The following is a 19,119-nucleotide window of genomic DNA, read 5'->3' as shown; positions in this document are numbered from 1 at the left end:
ATATCCAAAAGGAAACCTGCTACAGGCTATTCCGCTAGCGATCCGAGTTCAAACCACCTCTCGGTTTTTTTCTCGATCTTATCTTCTATTTCCTGAAGCGCTATGGAGTTCTCTTTTATTGCTTCGGGATCCAGATCTTCAAGAAATTTCTGCTGAAGTTTCTTCTTCTCCTTTTCCAGTTTTGCGATCTCCTTTTCCAGTTTGGTAAATTCTTTTTGCTCGTTATAGCTTAATTTGCTTCCGCTGCTGGTTTTTTTCCATTCTTTTTTGCCTTCCTGTGCCTTGTTTTCTTGTTTTTCCGGTCCCGGTTTGCTTTCCTGGTAACTGCGGTAATCTGAATAATTGCCGGGAAAGTCCTGAATCTCTGCCTGCCCCTGGAAAACAAATAAGTGATCTACGATCTTATCCATAAAATACCTGTCGTGGGAAACAACCAGTAAACAACCCGGGAAATCCAATAGGAAGTTTTCCAATACGTTCAGGGTGACGATATCCAGGTCATTGGTGGGTTCATCCAGGATGAGGAAGTTTGGATTCTGGATGAGGACCGTACAGAGATAGAGCCTTTTCTTTTCCCCACCGCTTAATTTCTCTACAAAATCATATTGCTTTTTCCGATCGAATAAAAAGCGCTCGAGCAATTGCTGGGCAGAAATCTGTCGTCCTTTTTTAAGCGGGATATAATCCCCGAATTCCCGAATCACATCAATGACCTTCTGGCCGGGTTTTACATGGATTCCGGCCTGGGTGTAATATCCGAATTTTATAGTTTCCCCGATTACTACTTTTCCGGTATCGGGTTTAATGCCACCGGTTAGAATATTGAGGAAGGTAGACTTGCCGGTTCCATTCTTACCGATGATACCTATTCGTTCCCCTTTTTTAAAATTATAATTAAAATTGCTCAGCAGTTCCTTCTCTCCGTAGGACTTAGAGATATTATGAAGCTCAACCATTTTACTTCCCAGACGTTCCATGTTGATCTCCAGCTGTACCTGATGATCCTTACGACGCTGCTGGGCCCGGCTCTTTATCTCGTGAAAATCTTCTATCCTTGATTTTGATTTTGTAGTACGCGCCTTGGGCTGACGGCGCATCCAATCCAGTTCTTTTTTATAAAGCTGTTTGGCTTTTTCCGTATTGGTTTGTTCCAGTTCTACCCGGCTTTCCTTCTTATCCAGGTAATAGCTGTAATTTCCTTTATAGGTGTATAATTGCCCGTGGTCCAGTTCTACGATTTCGTTGCACACCCGCTCCAGGAAATACCTGTCATGGGTCACCATGAAGATAGTGAAGTTCTCCTTTCTGAAATACTCTTCCAGCCATTCGATCATATCAAGGTCGAGGTGGTTGGTAGGTTCATCCATGATGATGAAATCGGGTTTTTGAAGCAACATTACCGCCAGGGCCAGTCGCTTTTTTTGCCCCCCGGAAAGATACTTTACTTCTTTTTCCAGGTCCTCTAGCTTAAGTTTAAAGAGGATCTGCTTGTACTGGGTCTCAAAGTCCCAGGCCTGGGAAGCTTCCATTTCCTCGAAAGCTTTTTGATAGGCCTCGGTATCATCAGGATTCTTTAAAGCTTTTTCATACCGGCTGATAATCTTTAGGATATCGTTTTCCGAAGAAAATATGGTTTCTTCCACGCTAAGATGAGGATCCAGGTTGGGTTCCTGACCAAGAAAAGATACCTTGATATTTTTCCGGTATACCACTTTTCCCTGATCAGGAGTGTCGGTACCGGCCAGGATATTAAGTAGGGAAGTCTTCCCTGAGCCGTTCTTAGCAATAAAGCCCACCTTCTGACCTTCATTGATACCGAAGGAAATATTATCAAATAACTGCAATTCGCCATAGGATTTGGCGATATTTTCTACTGAGAGGTAATTCACAAATTCAAATTTGTTGCAAAATAACAGGAAAATTGCGACTTAATTTTATTATTAGCCTACAAAAACTATATTTGTTAAAACTATCTAAACAGGTTTTGCTTAAGGTTTTAAATTGAATCACTGCGTTTATTCTTAGGTGCGCTCTTAAAGAGACTTCCTTAAGAAATATTGTCAGCGTCCAATTCCTTTCCAGCCGAAAAGGATAGTTGCCCAACAAATAGCCTCTGAAATATGCTGAAGCAGTATAAAAGTATTTTATTCCTTTTTGCGGTAGTGCTGAGCTTTTCTTCCTGCGTGTCTACCAAAAGAATTACTTACCTGCAGGATAATGAGCAGGAATTGGATAGTATCATAGAAATTCAGCAATTAAAGAAACCTTACCGCATCCAGACCGGGGATCTTTTGAGTATTAGGGTGAAAGCCCTGGATCAGGAACTGGTGGGGATGTTTAACCCTGTTGATGAAGCCAACCTTAGTGCCACTACTGAAGAGCGGGTATTCTTCGATGGCTTTACGGTAGACGCTCATGGGAATATTCGGGTACCGACCCTCGGGGAGGTCAATGTGCTTGGTTACACGGAAAAGGAAGTCCGTGAAAAAATTGAAAAGCTCCTGCTGGAGAATTATTTCAAGGATGAAGCCAATATATTTGTCACCGTTAAACTGGCCGGGATAAGATATACGACCCTGGGAGAGATTGGCACCGGTAGTCAGGTGATCTATAAGGAGAAAGTAACTATTATGGAAGCCGTAGCCAATGCCGGGGGAATAAGTGAGTACGGGGATATGCAAAACGTAAAGATTATCAGGCAATTCCCGCATGGCGAGGAGGTCTATAGCATAGATCTTACCAATATCGATGCGATTAGCAGTCCTTATTACTATATACAACCTAACGATATGATCATAGTGAATCCCCTGCCACAAAAGGCCCTGGGATTTGGAACAACCGGAATGGAAGCCTTCCGTACAGGAGTGACCCTGCTCTCGGTGGTGACCACTTCGATCTTATTATTTACCCGACTCTAAATGGCACATGAAGATGATCACATATCAGATGTAGGCTCCACCTTCGATTTTAAAGGATTTGTCCTGAAGGTGATCAGTTACTGGAAGCTTATTTTGCTTTCGGTGGGCATTAGCCTTGCGGTAGCCTATTACAATAATGTGCGGAAACTCCCTGTTTATAACCTTGGGAATTCCATTTCCATCAAGGACGACCAGAATCCTTTTTTTACCTCCAATACCAGCCTGACCTTTAACTGGGGGGGTACTTCTGATAAGGTCAATACCGCGATGACCATCCTTCGTTCTCGCTCTCATAACGAGGAAGTAGTGGAAGATCTTCAGTTTTACACTAATTACCTTGAAGATGGAGAATATCAGCGGATCGATGCCTATGGGAAAACGCCTTTTGAGGTAAAAACCGATACCCTGAAACAACAGGCCCTTAATGTTACTATGATTATCAGGATGAAGGATTCCTCTACCTATAATCTCCAGGCTAATGTACCTGCAACACTTAATCTTCAAAACTACGGCAGCAAGGAGAAATCATCTTTAAGTACTGAGCCCCGGGAATTTAACAAGGATTTCAAAATAGGGGAAAAGATCAGTTTACCGTTTTTTAACGGAAGGCTTATCAGAACAAACCAGGCCCTTCAGCCCGGTAAAGCTTTTTATGTCAGCTTTCTCAATTTTGATTCGGCCGTCGGACGCTATCGCGGGGTGAATGTGTCCCCAGAATCTCAGGGGTCTTCGGTGATCAGGCTTAGCAAAACCGGTGGCAATAAGGCCAGGATCGTCGATTATTTGAACGGAACTGTCCGGGTGCTTAGCGAGAATATGCTGGCACGGAAGAACCTTTTTGCAACAAAGACCATTCGTTTTATAGACAGCAGCCTTGCCGTACAGTCCCAGGCGCTCAAAGCGGTGGAAGATGAACTCAACCGGTTCCGAAATGAAAATGCCATAATGGATATCTCTGCGGAAAGCTCGCAGTTATCCAATAAACTCTCTAGTCTTGATCTGCGCAAGGAGGATATCAGAAGACAGCTCTCATATTACGAAACCCTGCGAAATTATCTCGAAACCCGTACCGATTACAGCGATGTACCGGCACCTTCAGTGGCTGGTATTAACGAAGGAAGTATTGCCAGCGGTGTTTCCAGGATCATTAGTCTTGCCGAAGAACGCAGCAACTATCAATATACCCTAAAAGAAAACTCCCCGGTTTTTGATGATATTGACAGGCAAATCAATTCGGTGAAATCGATTCTACTGGAGAATATCAGTTCTTCCCAAGGATTGTTGCAGGAGGAACAGCGAAGCATTAACCGACAGATCGCTAATTTAGAGGCCGAGATCAGGAAACTTCCGCAGGAAGAGCAGGACCTGCTTAAAATACAACGACGCTACAGTCTTAATGAAAAGAGTTACAATCTCTTTTTGGAAAAACGCAGCGAAGCCGGACTTATCAAAGCAGCCAACGTAAGCGATGTGATGATCATCGACCCGGCAAAGGATACCGGCGGCGGTCAAATAGGGCCAAACACCCAACTAAACTACGTGATGGCCGTATTGGTAGGTGGGGTGATCCCGCTTACCTTTGTTTTTCTGTTGGTCTTTTTGAATACCAATATTCATAATGCCCAGGAAGTAAGCAGGCTTTCTCCAATCCCAATTCTGGGAATGATCGGAAAGAGTAAGTCTGATTCAAATTTGGTGGTCTTCGATAATCCGAAATCTTCAATTGCGGAAGGATTCAGGGGACTGCGGTCCAGTCTCCAGTTTATGTATAAGAAGCAAGGGGTAACCGGTTCCAAAACGCTTTTGATTACTTCTTCTGTCTCCGGAGAAGGAAAGACTTTCTGTGCCATGAACCTGGCTACGGTGTTTGCACTTAGTCAGCGCCGGACAGTGCTGGTAGGGGTTGACCTTCGTAAACCTAAGATCTTTGATGACTTTGAACTTAACAATGACCTGGGTGTGGTGAATTATCTCATTGACCAGGCCTCCACTGAAGAGATTATTCAGCAAAGCAAAATTCCTTTTCTTGATGTTATCACTGCCGGTCCGGTTCCACCAAATCCTTCAGAACTGCTTATCAACGAACAAATGGATGTCTTGATTGAAGAGTTAAAAAAGAAATATGATTATATCATTCTCGATACCCCACCAATAGGTATGGTTGCCGATGCCCTGAACCTGGTAAAATATGCCGATGCTACCATCTATCTGATTCGTCAGGATTACACCAAACGCGGCATGCTGGAATCCATCAATGAGAAATACCACAAAGGTGAGATCAAAAATATCAGTTATGTGCTTAACCATTTCGTACATCGAGCCAAATATGGCTATGGCTATGGCTACGGCTATGGCTACGGTTATGGTTACGGCTACGGATACAACCGATATTCCAAAGGCTACGTGGAAAAATCCGATCCTACCCGTAAACTCAAAAGATGGTGGAAAAAGGCCATGAGGAATTTTGAGTAAGGTTAAAAAATAAAATCCAATACCTGGACTGTGTCATCATAAACTATTAAACATAAAAGGAATTCAAACTATTCCATTCACTCTTCAACTATAAGGACAAAATAGCATCGTTTAATGACCATCAACCTTTTCTATTGGAGCGAGATCAAATTTATTTTTAAAAAGAAGGAGAATTACGGGGACCTTCTTTCCAAATATCTTGTGGAAAAGATTTCTGGTCGACAGGTGAAGTGGGTTCATCCCAAGAAGCAAGCCTGGTATAAATGGAATAAAGCTCATTATTTAGCTATTGGAAGTATCCTGCCGCATGCTACCAAAGACAGTATTGTCTGGGGCAGTGGGATTATTGACCGGGAACATCATGTGGCCCCGGCCGATTTCAGGGCCGTCAGAGGACCGCGAACCCGGGAATTTTTACAGCAGCTCGGATATCAGTGTCCTGCTGTCTATGGAGATCCGGCACTCCTTTTACCTGAATATTTTAACCCCCAGGTTAAAAAGGAATACAAAATAGGCATTATTCCGCACTACCACGATTATAAAAAGGCCGTTGAACTTTTCGAATCCAGTCCGGATATTAAGGTAATTGACCTTATGTGTATGGATGTAGAAGAAGTAACCCGTCAGATTATGAGTTGTGAAAAAACGCTATCCTCTTCCCTTCATGGGTTAATAGTATCTCATGCCTACCGAATTCCCAGCCTTTGGATAGAATTCTCAGATAAGATCTTTGGAGATGGAATTAAGTACCCGGATTACCTTGAATCCGTTGAATTACCGGTCTATGATCCTCCCTTTGTAAAGGAAATCCTGACTTCTGAGGATATAATTTCATTGATGGGGCAATACCCTTTGCTTCCCGAAGCAGAAAAAGTAAGGGCTCTTCAAAAAGGCCTAATTGCGGCCTGTCCCTTTTTGCCGAAGAAAAACAAAAAATAAATTTAAAGATTCCTTACGAAAATTCTCTTTAGGTTAATCCGATGGACCTTTACTATTGACCTAACACCAAGCCCGCATTTATCCATTGCCAGATATGAAAGCTACTTTCCCTGTCTCCGGCCTGGTATTTTAGCCATTCTTTTTCCAGCTCTTTTTTATTGAACCAACCGGCGGCGGGAGAACCTAATAATTTTTTCAGTACCGTTTCGGTAAACTCTTTGAGCTCATCGCCAAGCCATTCTCGTTGTGGGGTTTGTAAGGGGCGTTTAGGTGCATATGTCAATTCTTCTGGAGCCAGGTTCTTGAGAATCTCTCTTAAAAGGTGCTTCTGAACGCCCTTGTATATTTTGAAGTCCGTGGGTTGAGCGAAAGCAAACTCTACCATTCGGTGGTCCAGGAAGGGCTCCCGGAGTTCGGTACTGTAGGCCATGGAGATCCTGTCATTAAACCGGAGCGCCCTGGGGATTTTGGTATAAAAAAGGTCTCGGTATTGCAGGTTTAGTAATTTATCCGCAAAGGGTTTGGGATAAATAGGTTTTTCAGCTAAGGCCATGAAATCAGGATCAAGAACATTCGGCCGGAAAGCGCTTTTTCCTCCAGTCCCCTGAATGGTACTCTTGGTTTTTGGATTCAGGTAATAGTCATAGCCTGCCCATTGCTCATCCATGCCCTGGCCGTCCAGCAGGACCTTTACTCCATCCTGTCTTGCCTGGCTGAAGATCTTTGAATAGGCCAGGCTGGGAATTCCTCCAAAGGGCTCCTCCTGGATCTTAGAAATGAAATCAGCTGTTTTGGCTACCTCTTCCGGAGATAATCTGACCTTTTTCAGCGGATTCGCTGTGGTGGCAATCATTTTTTCCACCCAGGGCAGTTCATCATATCGCGCATCACCTGTGTAAAAACTGTAAGCCGTGATATTTTTTTTGTCTTCAAAGAGGTTTACCAGGGCGAGTAATAAAGAACTGTCTACTCCTCCGCTGAGGTTGAAACCCAGGGGAACATCAGCCCGAAATCTCAGCCGGATACTTTCTTTTAATAAATCAAAATAAGTGGCTTTGGCTTCCTGGAAATCCTCACTCGGCATGATACCGGAAACCCTCTCTTTAAAATCATACCAGGCCTGGATGTTTAATTTGCCCTGGGAGTATTCCAGTAAATGTCCGCCAGGGAGTTGGTGGATGTTATTATAAAAAGTTTCATTGGGCATTCCGTAAGAGCCGTAAGCCAGATAACCTGCCCAAAGCTTATCATTGGGAGTGATCTCGTGAATGACTGTTTTTAAGGCTTTGATCTCACTGGCGAAGTACAGATCTTCTCCGAATTGAGAGTAATAAAATGGTTTTACCCCGAAGCGGTCCCGAGCAGCAAAGAGTTGTTTCGTCTTAGCATCCCAAATAACAAAGGAGAACATGCCATTGAGATGTTGCAAACAGGATTTACCCCATTTGAGGAATGCGGCCAGCAGGACCTCGGTATCAGATCTTGTTCTAAAAGGGTAGCCGGATGCCAGTTCCTGCCTTAATTCTTTATAATTATAGATCTCCCCATTGAAAACGAGTTGAAAACGTCCTGTTTCATCCAAAAAAGGCTGATGCGCTTCAGGGGAAAGGTCTATGATAGAAAGGCGGTTATGACCAAGCGCTGCAAAGCTTTGATCAACATACTGTCCTGTATGATCTGGTCCACGGTGGTCCTGAGATTTCAGCATCTTCTCTATGGCAGAAGTACTTTCTCCCGGTCCAATGATTCCTGCTATTCCGCACATTGGGCTGCAATTTTCTCGGCTTCCCGCCAATCAGTCGGTGTATCAATATTGACATAGGGGGAACCAGTAGTATCGTAAAAACCGGTTCGACTTCCAAATAAGGAACCTTGCTCCAGGAGTACTTTGGTTTTAGTAAGATAGATGGCTCCGTCCCGGAAGTATGCCCTTGGTAGATTCTGTCTTTGGGGAATTATACTTTCCTCTCCGGTGGCAAGCTTCAACAAGCCTCCTTCCTCTTCAAACACCCAGTGTGGATTACACTCAGAGGGAACTTCCCGTACACTTATCAGTGAATCATAATTGTTTTGTTCGAACTTTTTAATGCAGGCATCAATCAGTCCAGGCGATCGAAACGGGGTGGTGGGTTGCAACAGACAAACCAAATCAAATTCCTCGCCTTTATCTTGAAGGAATTTTAGCGCGTGAATAATCACTTCGATACTTGGAGTCAGGTCCTGTGCAAGATTTTCAGGCCTTGTAAAAGGAACGTTTATCCCTAGCCCACAAGCGACCTTTTTTATTTCCTGGTCTTCAGTACTTAGAACCACCTTATCAAGCATGCTTGATTGCCTTGCTGATTCCCAGGTATACTGCAGCAGAGGTTTACCACCAAGCATCTTGATGTTCTTACCGGGGAGGCCTTTGCTACCCCCACGGGCTGGAACAAGTCCGAGTATTTTTCTTGTCATATGGCCTTTAAGCTAAACTACTTTCTAATTCTTTTCTTGGGTCCAATAGTATTCCTTTAATCCGATATTAAAACAAAATTTAATACGTGATCGTTTTGCTAAAACTCAATTCCGCACTAGCAAGAATCTCCGCAATTTTAACCCCGGCGCTTCCATTTCCGTAAAGCAGTGAGGAGGGGAAATGTGTTTTCTCGCTAGCACGTCTGGTTGCCTCGAGAATTTCTTCCTGGTCATAACCTACATCAGTCACATTTTCAGCGCGAATTCTGCGGTACTGTCTGTTCCCAATATTGACTACAGGTACGCCAAGATAAGCGCATTCTCTTAATCCTGCACTCGAATTCCCGATCAGGGCTTTTGAGTTTTTCAGTAACCTGAGGAAATCCATGGGCTCCATATTCTTGAAAAAATGTATGTTTTCTGGTTGTTCCAACTCCCGGAAGGTTCTCATCCCATTAGAAGTACCGTCAGATCCGGCATCTACATTTGGCCAGAACCAGAAGGTAGGCATGTTAAGTTCCTTAACCGCTTTTAGACTCTCGGTGATATGTTGTTTTGCCTGTTGGTATTCTGTGGTCACCGGGTGTTGCATGGCGACCAGGTAGCCATTTTTCCAATCCAGGTCTTTACCCACCCCGCCATATTTTTCAATAGGATCGAAATTAAGTTCAGGGTCTTCGGTGATCTGTTTTGCCAGGTCTATCGAAGGGCACCCTGTGTTGATTACCTTGTCTTCTGCTTCACCGAGTTTGATGACCCGCTTCCGGGCGTCTTCCGTTGCAACCAGGTGAAGATCGGCGAGTTTGGTATTAGCATGACGAACTTTTTCATCGATACTTCCGGTGACTTCTCCGCCCTGGATATGAACCAAAGGAATATTTTGATAGGCTGCTGCAATCGAGGTGGCGATGGTTTCAAACCTATCGGCTATGGTTACCACCGCATCTGGTTTAAGATTATAGAACACATTGGTAAGTTCCATAACTCCAAGCCCAGTGGTTTTAGCCATAGTAGTTGGGTTTTCACCTTCCAGTACCATAAAGACCTTAGCCGCTATGGGGAATCCGTCCTTTTCAATAAAATTTACAGCATTCCCATAGCGATCCAGCAGCGCAGATCCTGCGATCACCAATTGTAATTCCAAGCCTGGATGGGTTTGTATAGCGCTCAGTGCCGACTTGATCCTGCTGTATGATGGCCTGGCGGTGACTACCACGCAGATCTTTCTTTTATTCATTTAGGAATATAGGTTTATCGGTTAAAGGTAAGCGATTCGGTAATAATCACAAAGGCCTGTACAAGTCATCCTTCAATTCCGTCTGGGGCTTCTATATATCTGTATTTCCTGATTCTTTAACTAATATAATGTTTTGTTAATCACAGGAATAAGTTTTTCAATGGCAGGGATAAGTGCTAATTTAATGCTGAGAAATAATTTTTAATTAACCACTAAAAAAGTAAATATTATGGCAATTGTTAAAGTAATTGAAATTATGGCCTCTTCAGAAAAAAGTTTCGAAGATGCTACTAATAACGCCTTACAGGAGGCCGCTAAAACCGTAAAGAACATTAAATCAATCTATGTGAAAGATATGAACGGTAAAGTGGAAGGGAACCGAATAGTTTCCTATGGAGTAACTACTAAAGTCAGCTTTGTAGTTACCCATTAATAAATGAAGTTTGTTTGTCTTAAAGGGAAGGGCTTAGTGGTCTTTCCCTTTTTTAATACAGGCTTATAGAATAATGAATATTATTTATTTAGAATGGGATATTTCAAATAATAGGAACGGAAAACCGTAAAGAGAGAAAATTGAGAATGAAATATTGTAATCAATAAATTACTATTCTAATTCCTGAAGAGAAAAATTAAAGTTATATAATTCCATAGGATGAATCCCTAAACCTTTAGCGATAGGTAAGATTGTTGTTATTTTGGGCTCATTTTCGTCAGCTAGGATTCGATAAATGGCTTTATTTTCAATATTTCCGATTGATGCTATAGTGGCGATATCCCGATCACTTTCTTCAATCAGCTTCCTTAAATGCTCACTAAATTTTTTTCGATATGCTTTTCTCCATTCTTTCACTATCACAATATCCTTCCAATGAGTCGAAAAAAATTGTCAAGTTTGACACTTTTAAAAAATATTTATTATATTTACCTCATATTAATATATTTGCGAAACTTCTTTAAGTAAAATATTAGAAGCATTCGCTTTGAATCTCGCCAATGAAAACTGGTAATTTTAAGGAACGAGATGATAAGTGATAATGCTCACGACCCGGGCGTGGGCTTACTTGTCGTTCCTTGGTATACCAGTACCGCATTGGCATAAGTAAGTCACCATGCCCTTTATTTTAAGGCCTTCGTTTCAAAGCTATCTTCTCTTTACCTTATAAGAATTCGCTTAAGCTAAACTCAGTTTAATTCTGGAGGTATTTGCCTACAGCTTAAAGGCGACCGCTTATGTTACAGCGTATTTTTGAATTATTACAACAAGGGCATCCCGATGCTTTGGAACTTATCTATTCAAGGTATTACCACAATATCTTCTGGGTGGGCCGGCAAATCCTGGATGATGATTTTGCCGTAGAAACCCTGGTTCAAGACAGCTTTCTGATACTATGGGAGAAAAGAGACCGGATAGAACGCCCGGAACATATTTACTACTTCCTTCGATTGGTGATGAAAAGGGAATGTTATACCTATTATACCCGTCCTAAAAACAAGTTTTTCAGGACCGTCAATTCCCTGGAAAGTTACCAGGACTACCAGGACTATTTAGCCGGCTATGATCCTAATGAAGATTTTCAACACCAAAAAGATCACGAGACGGAGCAAAAAGCTTTCGACAGGATACGAAATGTGCTCCCATTGCTTAGCAGCGAAAGAAAGCGCCTGATAGAACTCTGTTTAAAATATGACTTTAGCTATAAAGTTATTGCCCAGGTAATGGGCACCAGTATCACCCATACCAGCAATGAGGTAAAAAAAGCCATCGAGGATATTAAAAATATTATCCACCAGGGCAATAATCTGGAAACAAAACCAAAACCGGTTTCGGCCGTAGAGATGCAAGGCGAAATAACCCCTGAACAGGAAAAGGTCTTGCAACTTCGCAATGAAAGGCAATACTCCTTTGCTGCAATTGCCAGGGAGCTAAGCCTTTCTCAAAAGGAAGTTCACCAGGAATTTATGGCCGCCTATAGGCTTATGCAGCCCAAACACGAACAACAACCGGCTTAGTGATGGGAAAGAATACAATCAAACTCACCCGCAGGATCCAGCTGTTGATCGATCTGCCTACAAGGGAAGAACGGGAGGAGGCCATGGGGAAACTATACCGGTGGCGTTACCGATGCTACAAGGCAGCAAATCTTATCGTATCCCATCTCTATGTTCAGGAGATGATTCAGGAGTTCTTCTATCTAACAGAAGGCATAAAGTATAAACTGGTGGATATAAAGAAAGATGATCTTGGCATCTTCAACCGTTCCCGGATCAATACCACCTACCGGATGGTATCCGATCGCTTTAAAGGAGAAATGCCCACCAACATTTTAACCAACCTCAATAGCTCTATTTTGAGCTCCTTCAGGAAAAACAGGGAGGAGTATTGGACAGGCCAGCGTTCCTTACCCAATTTTAAAAAGGATATGGCTTTTCCCTTTGATATGGAGGGCGTGTGTGGGTTGAAATTCAATCCTGATAAGAAGGCTTTTTGCTTCCGTTTTTTCTCCATTCCCGTAAAGACCTATTTAGGAAGGGAATTTAACGATAAATGGAAACTGATGCATGAGCTGATTAGTGGAAAAACCAAAATGCGTACTTCCCATATCAAATTAAAAGACGGTAAGATCTTTATGCTGGCCACCTTTGAATTGGAGAAGGAAAAGCACAAATTACGGCCGGGAGTAGTTGCAGAAGCGAGCTTGTCCCTGGAATACCCAATCCTGGTAAAGATCGGAAAAGCCAAGCTTAAAATTGGCAGCAGGGAAGAGTTTTTATACCGAAGGTTAGCGATACAAGCCGCTTGTAGAAGGATACGGGAGGGAGTCAAATATGCAAGGTCGGGGAAAGGGACAAAACGCAAAACCAAAGCATTGACCCGGTTTAGGGAAAAGGAGCGTAATTATGTCAACCAACGACTGCACGTGTATAGTAGAAAGCTCATTGATTTCTGCATCAAACACCAGGCAGGGACACTCATTTTATTGGACCAGGAGAAGAAAATTGAAATAGCCAGGGAGGAAGCCTTTGTCTTAAGGAACTGGAGTTATTATGACCTGATGACCAAAATAAAGTACAAGGCCGAGAAAGCCGGTATTGAACTTATAATAGATTAGTTAATTAGGAGGGTGCTTGTACACCCGCATGGTGAGGCAGATTAGAGCACTCACTAAATGCGCTTAGCATATACAACGCGTGGGCAACCCTTATTCTATAGAGGGAGACCATTTAATAAAAACAACATTCCTATATGATAAATTTCTTTTTGGAATTTTTCTGGTGTAAGCTGGATATCTGAATCCGGAATCTCCAGTTTATATTTTCGAATGCACTAAATATACAATGGATTATTAGTTAATAACAGACTCATAAAAACGAATATTCTCCTCCACAATAACCTCCGTAGAAAACCGCTCAACCACTCGCTTCCTGGCTGCTTTTCCCATTTTTTCTGCAAGCTTCCGGTTTTTAAGTAGTTCGATCACCTTTGCAGCAAAAGAGTCGTGGTCTTTAGGATTTACGGTATAGCCTGTCTTACCATCGACCATCACTTCTTTCGCCCAGCCAATATCTGAAGTAACCAGTCCCTTTTCCATAGCCATTGCCTCCAGCCAGGTCATAGGCAGGGCCTCCGCGAAGCTGGGTAGCACGATCACCGCAGCTCGCGAGATACGTGACCTGATCTCCTCATAAGGCAGCTTGCCTGTCCAAAGCAAATTTTCCTTTGCTTCTTCGGTTAAGATTTCCTCAAACAAGCGACGTGTTGATTTCTTCGTCTGAATATCTATCACATCATACCCTGCCATAATCAGGCGGGCATTTGGGTTTTGTTTGTTTACCAAGTTAAAGATTTCAGCCAGTTCCAGCACTCCTTTTTTTCTGATGATAGTCCCGAAGTACAGAATGGTATCAGGAATTGGTGCTTCTTCTGTAGACTTAAAGGCCTGAACATCTACTGAATTCGGAATCACTTTAATTTTCTTCTTAAAACTAAAAATCTCTCTTGTTTTATCGGCGGTAAATTCACTCACGGAGAGAAGATGATCCGCCCCCTTTAAAGCTAACTTCTCAAACCAAAAATTCTTCTTTTTCTGTGGTCGTCCTTCCAATTGGCAAAAATAGGAATCACTGCCGTGCAATCTTATCACTAGCGGACACTTTAGCTTAATAAAAGCAGTTATGCCAGTCCAATCTGGGGCTTCCAGGGCATCGATCTGCTCTTCCAGGATTAGCTTGTTTAGATAGAATTCCAGGTATTTCCGGTAGCGGTACCAGCCAAAGAAGTCATAGTTTAATTGTTTGATAAAATGAAATTGGATCCCCTCTTCTTCAAAAACTTCATCTTTTTTCTGCCCGTAAACAAAAACCGTGATGCGCATATCTTTTTTCACCAATTGCTCCGCCAGGCTTTTTATACTGGTACCTAGACCGCCGGAAGGGCTGGACTGGGAGTGAGGGTATTCTGGGGTGAGGAAGGTGAGGTGCATATCAATTTAATCTTTATATACGTAATATTTATAAACTATAATTCGTAAAGGTATAATTAACCCTATGCCCAATACTGCAGATAAGATATAGGGAAAACTCAAAAGTAGTCCTAAATTATATAAAACATTAGCTAGAATATAAAAGCTAATAATGGACATTAAGTAACGAATTAATTTCATCTTGTTATGTTTTTTGTTGAATAAGTATTTTAATTGCACTGTATATAGAATTAGATAAGTACTGCCATAAACCAGAATAAATGAAATTACTTCGTTTATAGCGAGGAACTCTACTAATAAAAAAAGTCCCGATAAGGTGTATAGATAACTTATTATACTAATCGCGAGATAGCGAAGGTAAAACTTCTTTTGTCCTATGAAATGGTTAAAATTTAACATCGGTTAGCTAAATGTTCAATGTTTCTCGGCAAGAATTATTGTCCAGGGAATTGGTGATTTAACTGCAATTATTTTCCCAAAGTGTTCATTAATTAACTCTTTAAATTTTTCTTTCGACCAATGGTTCAGATGTCCGGGGGTATTACCAAAATCAGAAACATATTTTAACCTGCATAAGTTTAATATCCTCCACAGAGGTTCGTTTGGAACTCCAATTATAAGATATCTCCCTGAAATTTTTTTAATTTCTGAAAGTGCAATTTCCGGATAATCCAGATGTTCCAGAACTTCCAATAGAAATACCAAATCCACACTTTCGTTATCATACTTTAAGTCATACACGCTTTCTTGAAATATATTTAAACCGGGATTATTTTGTTTAGCACTGGAGATTAATTCAGGTACAAACTCCGACCCACTTATTGATGGCAACCATTTTCTCAGTCTCTGGGTAGAATATCCTTCGCCAATCCCAATTTCATGTGCTTTGGTCACTTCAGTAGTTAAATCTAACAGACTTTTAACTGCTCTATAATAATTGTTGACTAAGTATTTGGAGAGAATGTTTTTAGACTCATACTTCCCTCTAAAATTTTCCTTTTCCGGTTGGGCCGTCAAATTGGAATAATCAATTCTTTTCAAAATAATTCTTTTTGGTTAAATAAAGAATTCTCTCCTGGTTCATTCTAACCCGGGTAAGCATATCTGCTACGAAGGCCAAGGTGATTAATATTACTGCAATGCCAGTTAACGCAAGTGCAATAAATCCAAAACTTTTATAAGGAGTTATCATTCCCGTTTGAAACCAATGAAAAAGCACAAAACCACCTATTAATAACGCCAACATAAGAATTCCTCCTGCGATGCTTAAGAAAAAACGAAGTGGCTTATAATCCTTCCAGGTTTTAAATATGATTAAAGAGGTTCTGAAGGCATATATCCAGAGGTTGTTAGCGATACGGGAAACCCTGTCAGGAAAGTAATTCACCCTGATAGGTAGCTGTCCAAAATGAAACCCTTTTTGTAATAATTCTAAAATGGTTTCATGAGTATAAGTAAAACTTCCCTGAATATTTAAGCTATATAAACACTCCCTGGAATATGCACGAAATCCGCAGGAAGCATCATAAATACGTACCCCACTTATTAAACTAACCAATTTACTGATTTGTTTATTACCCCAATATTTAATTTTAGGCATATTTTCAGGACGTCCCGCTGCAAATCTGTTTCCGGTACAAAAATCAGCTTTTTCTTCCAGAATAGGTTTTAAAAGATCTTCAATTTGATTTGTGTCAAACTGTCCGTCCGCATCTATGCTTACAAGAAGGTCAGTTTCAGCCTCCAGAGCGTAATTGATTGCCGTTTGGAATGCTAAGCCTACTCCACGATTAGCTACATGGGAAACTACACTAATGTTTTCCTTCAAACATAATTCCCGGGTTTGATCGGTACTACCATCATCTACCACCAGGATTTCCAATTGGTCGATTCCCGATATATTCCTTGGTAAAGACCTTGTAACCTTAATGATATCTTTTTCTTCATTTAAAGCGGGAAGGTAGATGATGAGTTTTTTCGGTTTCAAATTATGGATTTATAGGAGTTCATTAAATATTTTGAAATTTAGACGCAACTCATTAATAACATATAGCATTGCTATTATTTTTCCTGCCAGAATGAAAGTTTTATTTTCTGGAATAAGTTTTCTGAAAAAATAATAAAAACCTAAAATATAAGCAGGTAGCATGAATAACCAATATCTGCTGAAGCCAGTTCCGGCAAACACCAATCCACCCATGATTAATAGAACAGCAAAAAACAGATTACGACTTTTTCTGTTTTTTATTTGAAGTAAAAAACCTGATGCGAAACTTATGATTAATAGGAAACTAAATAACCAACTTCGTAGCCCGGTCATAGGAATGAATAAAGATATAAATGCAGGAATTCCATTAATATTATTTACCTCGGCATGTTTAATTAATCCTAATCCGGCTTTGATATTATAAAACGGCTCAGTCTCTTTAAAACGGTTAAAATAACTAAGCCCCATATTATTTTCACTTTCAATATAATAAACATATTTGAACCAGATTAAAATAGGTAAAAGCATTAGGATCAAATAAACTGAATGTTTGAATAAAGTTTTCCGTTGATTTGACCTCAGTAATTCCTTTGTAAAGGGATAAAGTTTTAAAATTAATAAAAGGCCCAGTACAGCAAAAACATATCTGGTTAAAGTCAGAATCAAGAGGGATGCACAAAAAATTAAAACTTCCTTTATCCTGAGCTCTTTCTTACTAAGATAGTAAATGAATATCCAGAAAAAACAAAATATGATGCTTTCGGGATAAAGCTTTGTGCTCCAGAGTACGAAATTATTATTCACTGCGGTTAGCAAAATAATTACAGGAACAATAGTGGAATTTAAATTTAGGCCTTTGAGAAATTTATAAAGATATCTTATACCAATTAGGACGAATCCCAGATTTGCTAATCTTGAAAGAACCAAACCGACTGTGGGCTCAAATTCGGTATAAAATAAAGCAATTAAAAAAGGAAGGGAAGGAGTAATAGTTGAGGGTTTCTCGTGATGAAAATACTGTCCGGATTCCAATATGTTTTTAGCAATTTTTAAATAGGTTGTTTCGTCACCAAATAAGGGTAAGAATAAATTTCTTAAAGATGAGATCAGACTGATGAGAATCAGGAGAGAAATAAATTTATTTTCCTGGAAAAAGCTTTTTAATGATTTTATTCTCATTTTTTACAAATAGTATTTAATTCTATCCATATTCTTTCCGAAGCCTTATCAGCGGGGGAATTATTTATTTTTTTAAACCAAGTGATGGCTTGTTCCGCTTTCTCCTCTGGATTTTTTAAAGCTTTTTCCAACTTAGCCTCAATTTCTTCTTTTGAATTTAACCAGAACACTTCCTCACCGGTTGGCATCGATCTAAAATGAATAAAATTATAAACCTTTCCGGGAGACCACTCAGGATTATTCTTTGTCTCTGCTTCATAATTAATGTATAAACAGGGTTTTCCAAAAACTGCAAAATCAAAAACCATAGAAGAACCTACATTAGCTACAGCTTCTGAATGCAAAATAGTATTTACCTGTAATTCCAGATCTTTTTTGGTAGGTAGAATGCTGTTCCATTCCTCTCCGGCTTTCTCCCATTTTGGTGCTATTGGTACAATTAATTTCGCGTGCTTTTTCAACACTTCATCATACCGATCAGAAAAATCCACAGGGCAGCGCCGGAAAATAACTCCCAGTTTATCTCCTTCGGAATTTAATTTCCTTACAGCCTCGGCCAAATCATTCAGGTATTGAGGATCATCAGGAGAGGTGGTGATATCGTCACCACTGAAACAGATATATTTTTTAGAGAGGTCTAGCCCGTGTTCCTTAAAAAAAACTGCTCGGCTCTGTCTCAGACTCAAATCATAATGCGGTTCGAACTGCGGACTCCCACTAATAAAAACCTGTTCCACATTGATATTAGGATAGTAATTCAACAACTCTTCCTTCATATACTCGCTCCAGACAAAATAATGATCGGTTTCCACCACCATAGTTGCCTTAGGCAGGTTATCCCAGGAAAAGATAAAAGTTGAGGTGGAAATACCCATATCTAGCGCCGCCGTTAGTGGAGCTATAGCATTCACAGGACGCTGATTAGTACAAAAAAGCAGATCGGGCCTTTCCTTTTCCAGGACATTTTTGCATTTTTTATAGTAGTCCCCCTTCCTTTCAGAAGTCTTCATTTTTTTTCTGAGCCTAGACAGCCCCTTTTCTCCCTTATGCGAACTATGGAGAGCACTTACTATTCCGTTCTTTATTCTGCCTTTAATCGTTTTTTTGGTGATAGGGAATTTATAGGTTTGATAAACCGGATCGTTAAATTTTTTTGTAAAATGATCGATTTCCGCTTCGATTTTCGCTCTTTTTAGTAAATCGGTTTGAGGCTGGGCGCTTCCCTGAAGTTTAATTTCCTTATAACCCAGTTCATGAAGGTCAAAAGGAGTATGGTTCCAGAAGATCACTTCCCATCCCATTTTTTTTCCGATTTCCACAAAAGAGGTAAAGGCAAAATTTCGTAAGCCCACCCCATCGGGGAGGAGGATGAGTATTTTCTTTTTGGGTTTCAGATCAGTTGGTATTTAGCTTGGTTTCAAATATAGAGAAAACTGATTATTCAAAAAGTCT

General features: G+C 40.8%; 16 protein-coding genes. 6 read left to right on the top strand and 10 right to left on the bottom strand.

What is annotated here, in order from left to right; translation table 11 throughout:
* Positions 1-26: 26 nt before the first annotated feature.
* On the bottom strand, positions 27-1,889 hold the full coding sequence (locus ACW6NC_RS08330; protein ID WP_457865141.1) for an ABC-F family ATP-binding cassette domain-containing protein: 1,863 nt from the start codon (positions 1,887-1,889) through the stop codon (positions 27-29).
* Between the two features lie 231 nt (positions 1,890-2,120).
* On the opposite strand from ACW6NC_RS08330, the gene ACW6NC_RS08325 reads away from it, so the two are divergent.
* The 3 genes from ACW6NC_RS08325 (at position 2,121) to ACW6NC_RS08315 (ending at position 6,329) form a co-directional block, all read left to right on the top strand.
* Positions 2,121-2,918, top strand: a complete 798-nt coding sequence (locus ACW6NC_RS08325) for a polysaccharide biosynthesis/export family protein (protein WP_457865139.1) — start codon at positions 2,121-2,123, stop codon at positions 2,916-2,918.
* Positions 2,919-5,390 (top strand): GumC family protein, encoded by a 2,472-nt coding sequence (locus tag ACW6NC_RS08320; protein ID WP_457865137.1) that lies wholly within the window; start codon positions 2,919-2,921, stop codon positions 5,388-5,390.
* Between the two features lie 114 nt (positions 5,391-5,504).
* Positions 5,505-6,329, top strand: a complete 825-nt coding sequence (locus ACW6NC_RS08315) for a polysaccharide pyruvyl transferase family protein (protein ID WP_457865135.1) — start codon at positions 5,505-5,507, stop codon at positions 6,327-6,329.
* Between the two features lie 52 nt (positions 6,330-6,381).
* Here ACW6NC_RS08315 and asnB read toward each other — a convergent pair whose 3' ends face one another.
* The 3 genes from asnB to neuC form a co-directional block, all read right to left on the bottom strand.
* The gene (asnB, locus tag ACW6NC_RS08310) at positions 6,382-8,094 is read right to left on the bottom strand and encodes an asparagine synthase (glutamine-hydrolyzing) (protein ID WP_457865134.1); all 1,713 of its coding nucleotides are present in this window, start codon (positions 8,092-8,094) and stop codon (positions 6,382-6,384) included.
* The gene (locus ACW6NC_RS08305; protein WP_457865132.1) at positions 8,082-8,783 is read right to left on the bottom strand and encodes an acylneuraminate cytidylyltransferase family protein; all 702 of its coding nucleotides are present in this window, start codon (positions 8,781-8,783) and stop codon (positions 8,082-8,084) included. The genes asnB and ACW6NC_RS08305 overlap by 13 nt, the downstream gene beginning before the upstream one ends.
* Positions 8,784-8,862: 79 nt before the next feature.
* Positions 8,863-10,020, bottom strand: coding sequence for a UDP-N-acetylglucosamine 2-epimerase (gene neuC, locus ACW6NC_RS08300; protein ID WP_457865130.1), 1,158 nt, complete (start codon positions 10,018-10,020; stop codon positions 8,863-8,865).
* Positions 10,021-10,249: 229 nt separating this feature from the next.
* Here neuC and ACW6NC_RS08295 point away from each other — a divergent pair, with 229 nt between their 5' ends.
* Positions 10,250-10,453, top strand: a complete 204-nt coding sequence (locus ACW6NC_RS08295; protein ID WP_457865129.1) for a dodecin family protein — start codon at positions 10,250-10,252, stop codon at positions 10,451-10,453.
* A gap of 171 nt (positions 10,454-10,624) precedes the next feature.
* Here the strand turns inward: ACW6NC_RS08295 and ACW6NC_RS08290 are convergent, their stop codons facing one another.
* Complete coding sequence (locus ACW6NC_RS08290; RefSeq protein WP_457865128.1) at positions 10,625-10,870, bottom strand: hypothetical protein; 246 nt, start codon at positions 10,868-10,870, stop codon at positions 10,625-10,627.
* Between the two features lie 380 nt (positions 10,871-11,250).
* Here ACW6NC_RS08290 and ACW6NC_RS08285 point away from each other — a divergent pair, with 380 nt between their 5' ends.
* Positions 11,251-12,030 (top strand): RNA polymerase sigma factor, encoded by a 780-nt coding sequence (locus ACW6NC_RS08285; RefSeq protein ID WP_457865127.1) that lies wholly within the window; start codon positions 11,251-11,253, stop codon positions 12,028-12,030.
* 2 nt (positions 12,031-12,032) lie between these two features.
* Positions 12,033-13,130, top strand: a complete 1,098-nt coding sequence (locus ACW6NC_RS08280; RefSeq protein WP_457865125.1) for a hypothetical protein — start codon at positions 12,033-12,035, stop codon at positions 13,128-13,130.
* A gap of 234 nt (positions 13,131-13,364) precedes the next feature.
* Here the strand turns inward: ACW6NC_RS08280 and ACW6NC_RS08275 are convergent, their stop codons facing one another.
* From ACW6NC_RS08275 to ACW6NC_RS08255, 5 genes are all read right to left on the bottom strand, one after another.
* The gene (locus ACW6NC_RS08275; RefSeq protein ID WP_457865123.1) at positions 13,365-14,501 is read right to left on the bottom strand and encodes a glycosyltransferase family 4 protein; all 1,137 of its coding nucleotides are present in this window, start codon (positions 14,499-14,501) and stop codon (positions 13,365-13,367) included.
* A 414-nt stretch (positions 14,502-14,915) separates the two neighbouring features.
* Positions 14,916-15,542 carry a class I SAM-dependent methyltransferase gene (locus ACW6NC_RS08270; RefSeq protein WP_457865121.1) on the bottom strand — a complete coding sequence of 209 codons (627 nt, stop codon included), beginning with the start codon at positions 15,540-15,542 and terminating at the stop codon, positions 14,916-14,918.
* Entirely contained in the window at positions 15,529-16,488 is a 960-nt protein-coding gene (locus tag ACW6NC_RS08265) for a glycosyltransferase family 2 protein (protein ID WP_457865120.1), read from the bottom strand. The genes ACW6NC_RS08270 and ACW6NC_RS08265 overlap by 14 nt, the downstream gene beginning before the upstream one ends.
* 9 nt (positions 16,489-16,497) lie before the next feature.
* Positions 16,498-17,016, bottom strand: a complete 519-nt coding sequence (locus ACW6NC_RS08260) for a hypothetical protein (protein ID WP_457865118.1) — start codon at positions 17,014-17,016, stop codon at positions 16,498-16,500.
* 647 nt (positions 17,017-17,663) lie between these two features.
* Entirely contained in the window at positions 17,664-18,968 is a 1,305-nt protein-coding gene (locus ACW6NC_RS08255; protein ID WP_457865116.1) for a UDP-glycosyltransferase, read from the bottom strand.
* Between the last annotated feature and the right edge of the window lie 151 nt (positions 18,969-19,119).

It is taken from the genome of Salegentibacter profundi (assembly GCF_054121475.1).
The sequence above is the reverse complement of the archived record's forward strand: the minus strand, read 5'-3'. Positions and strand labels throughout refer to the sequence as shown.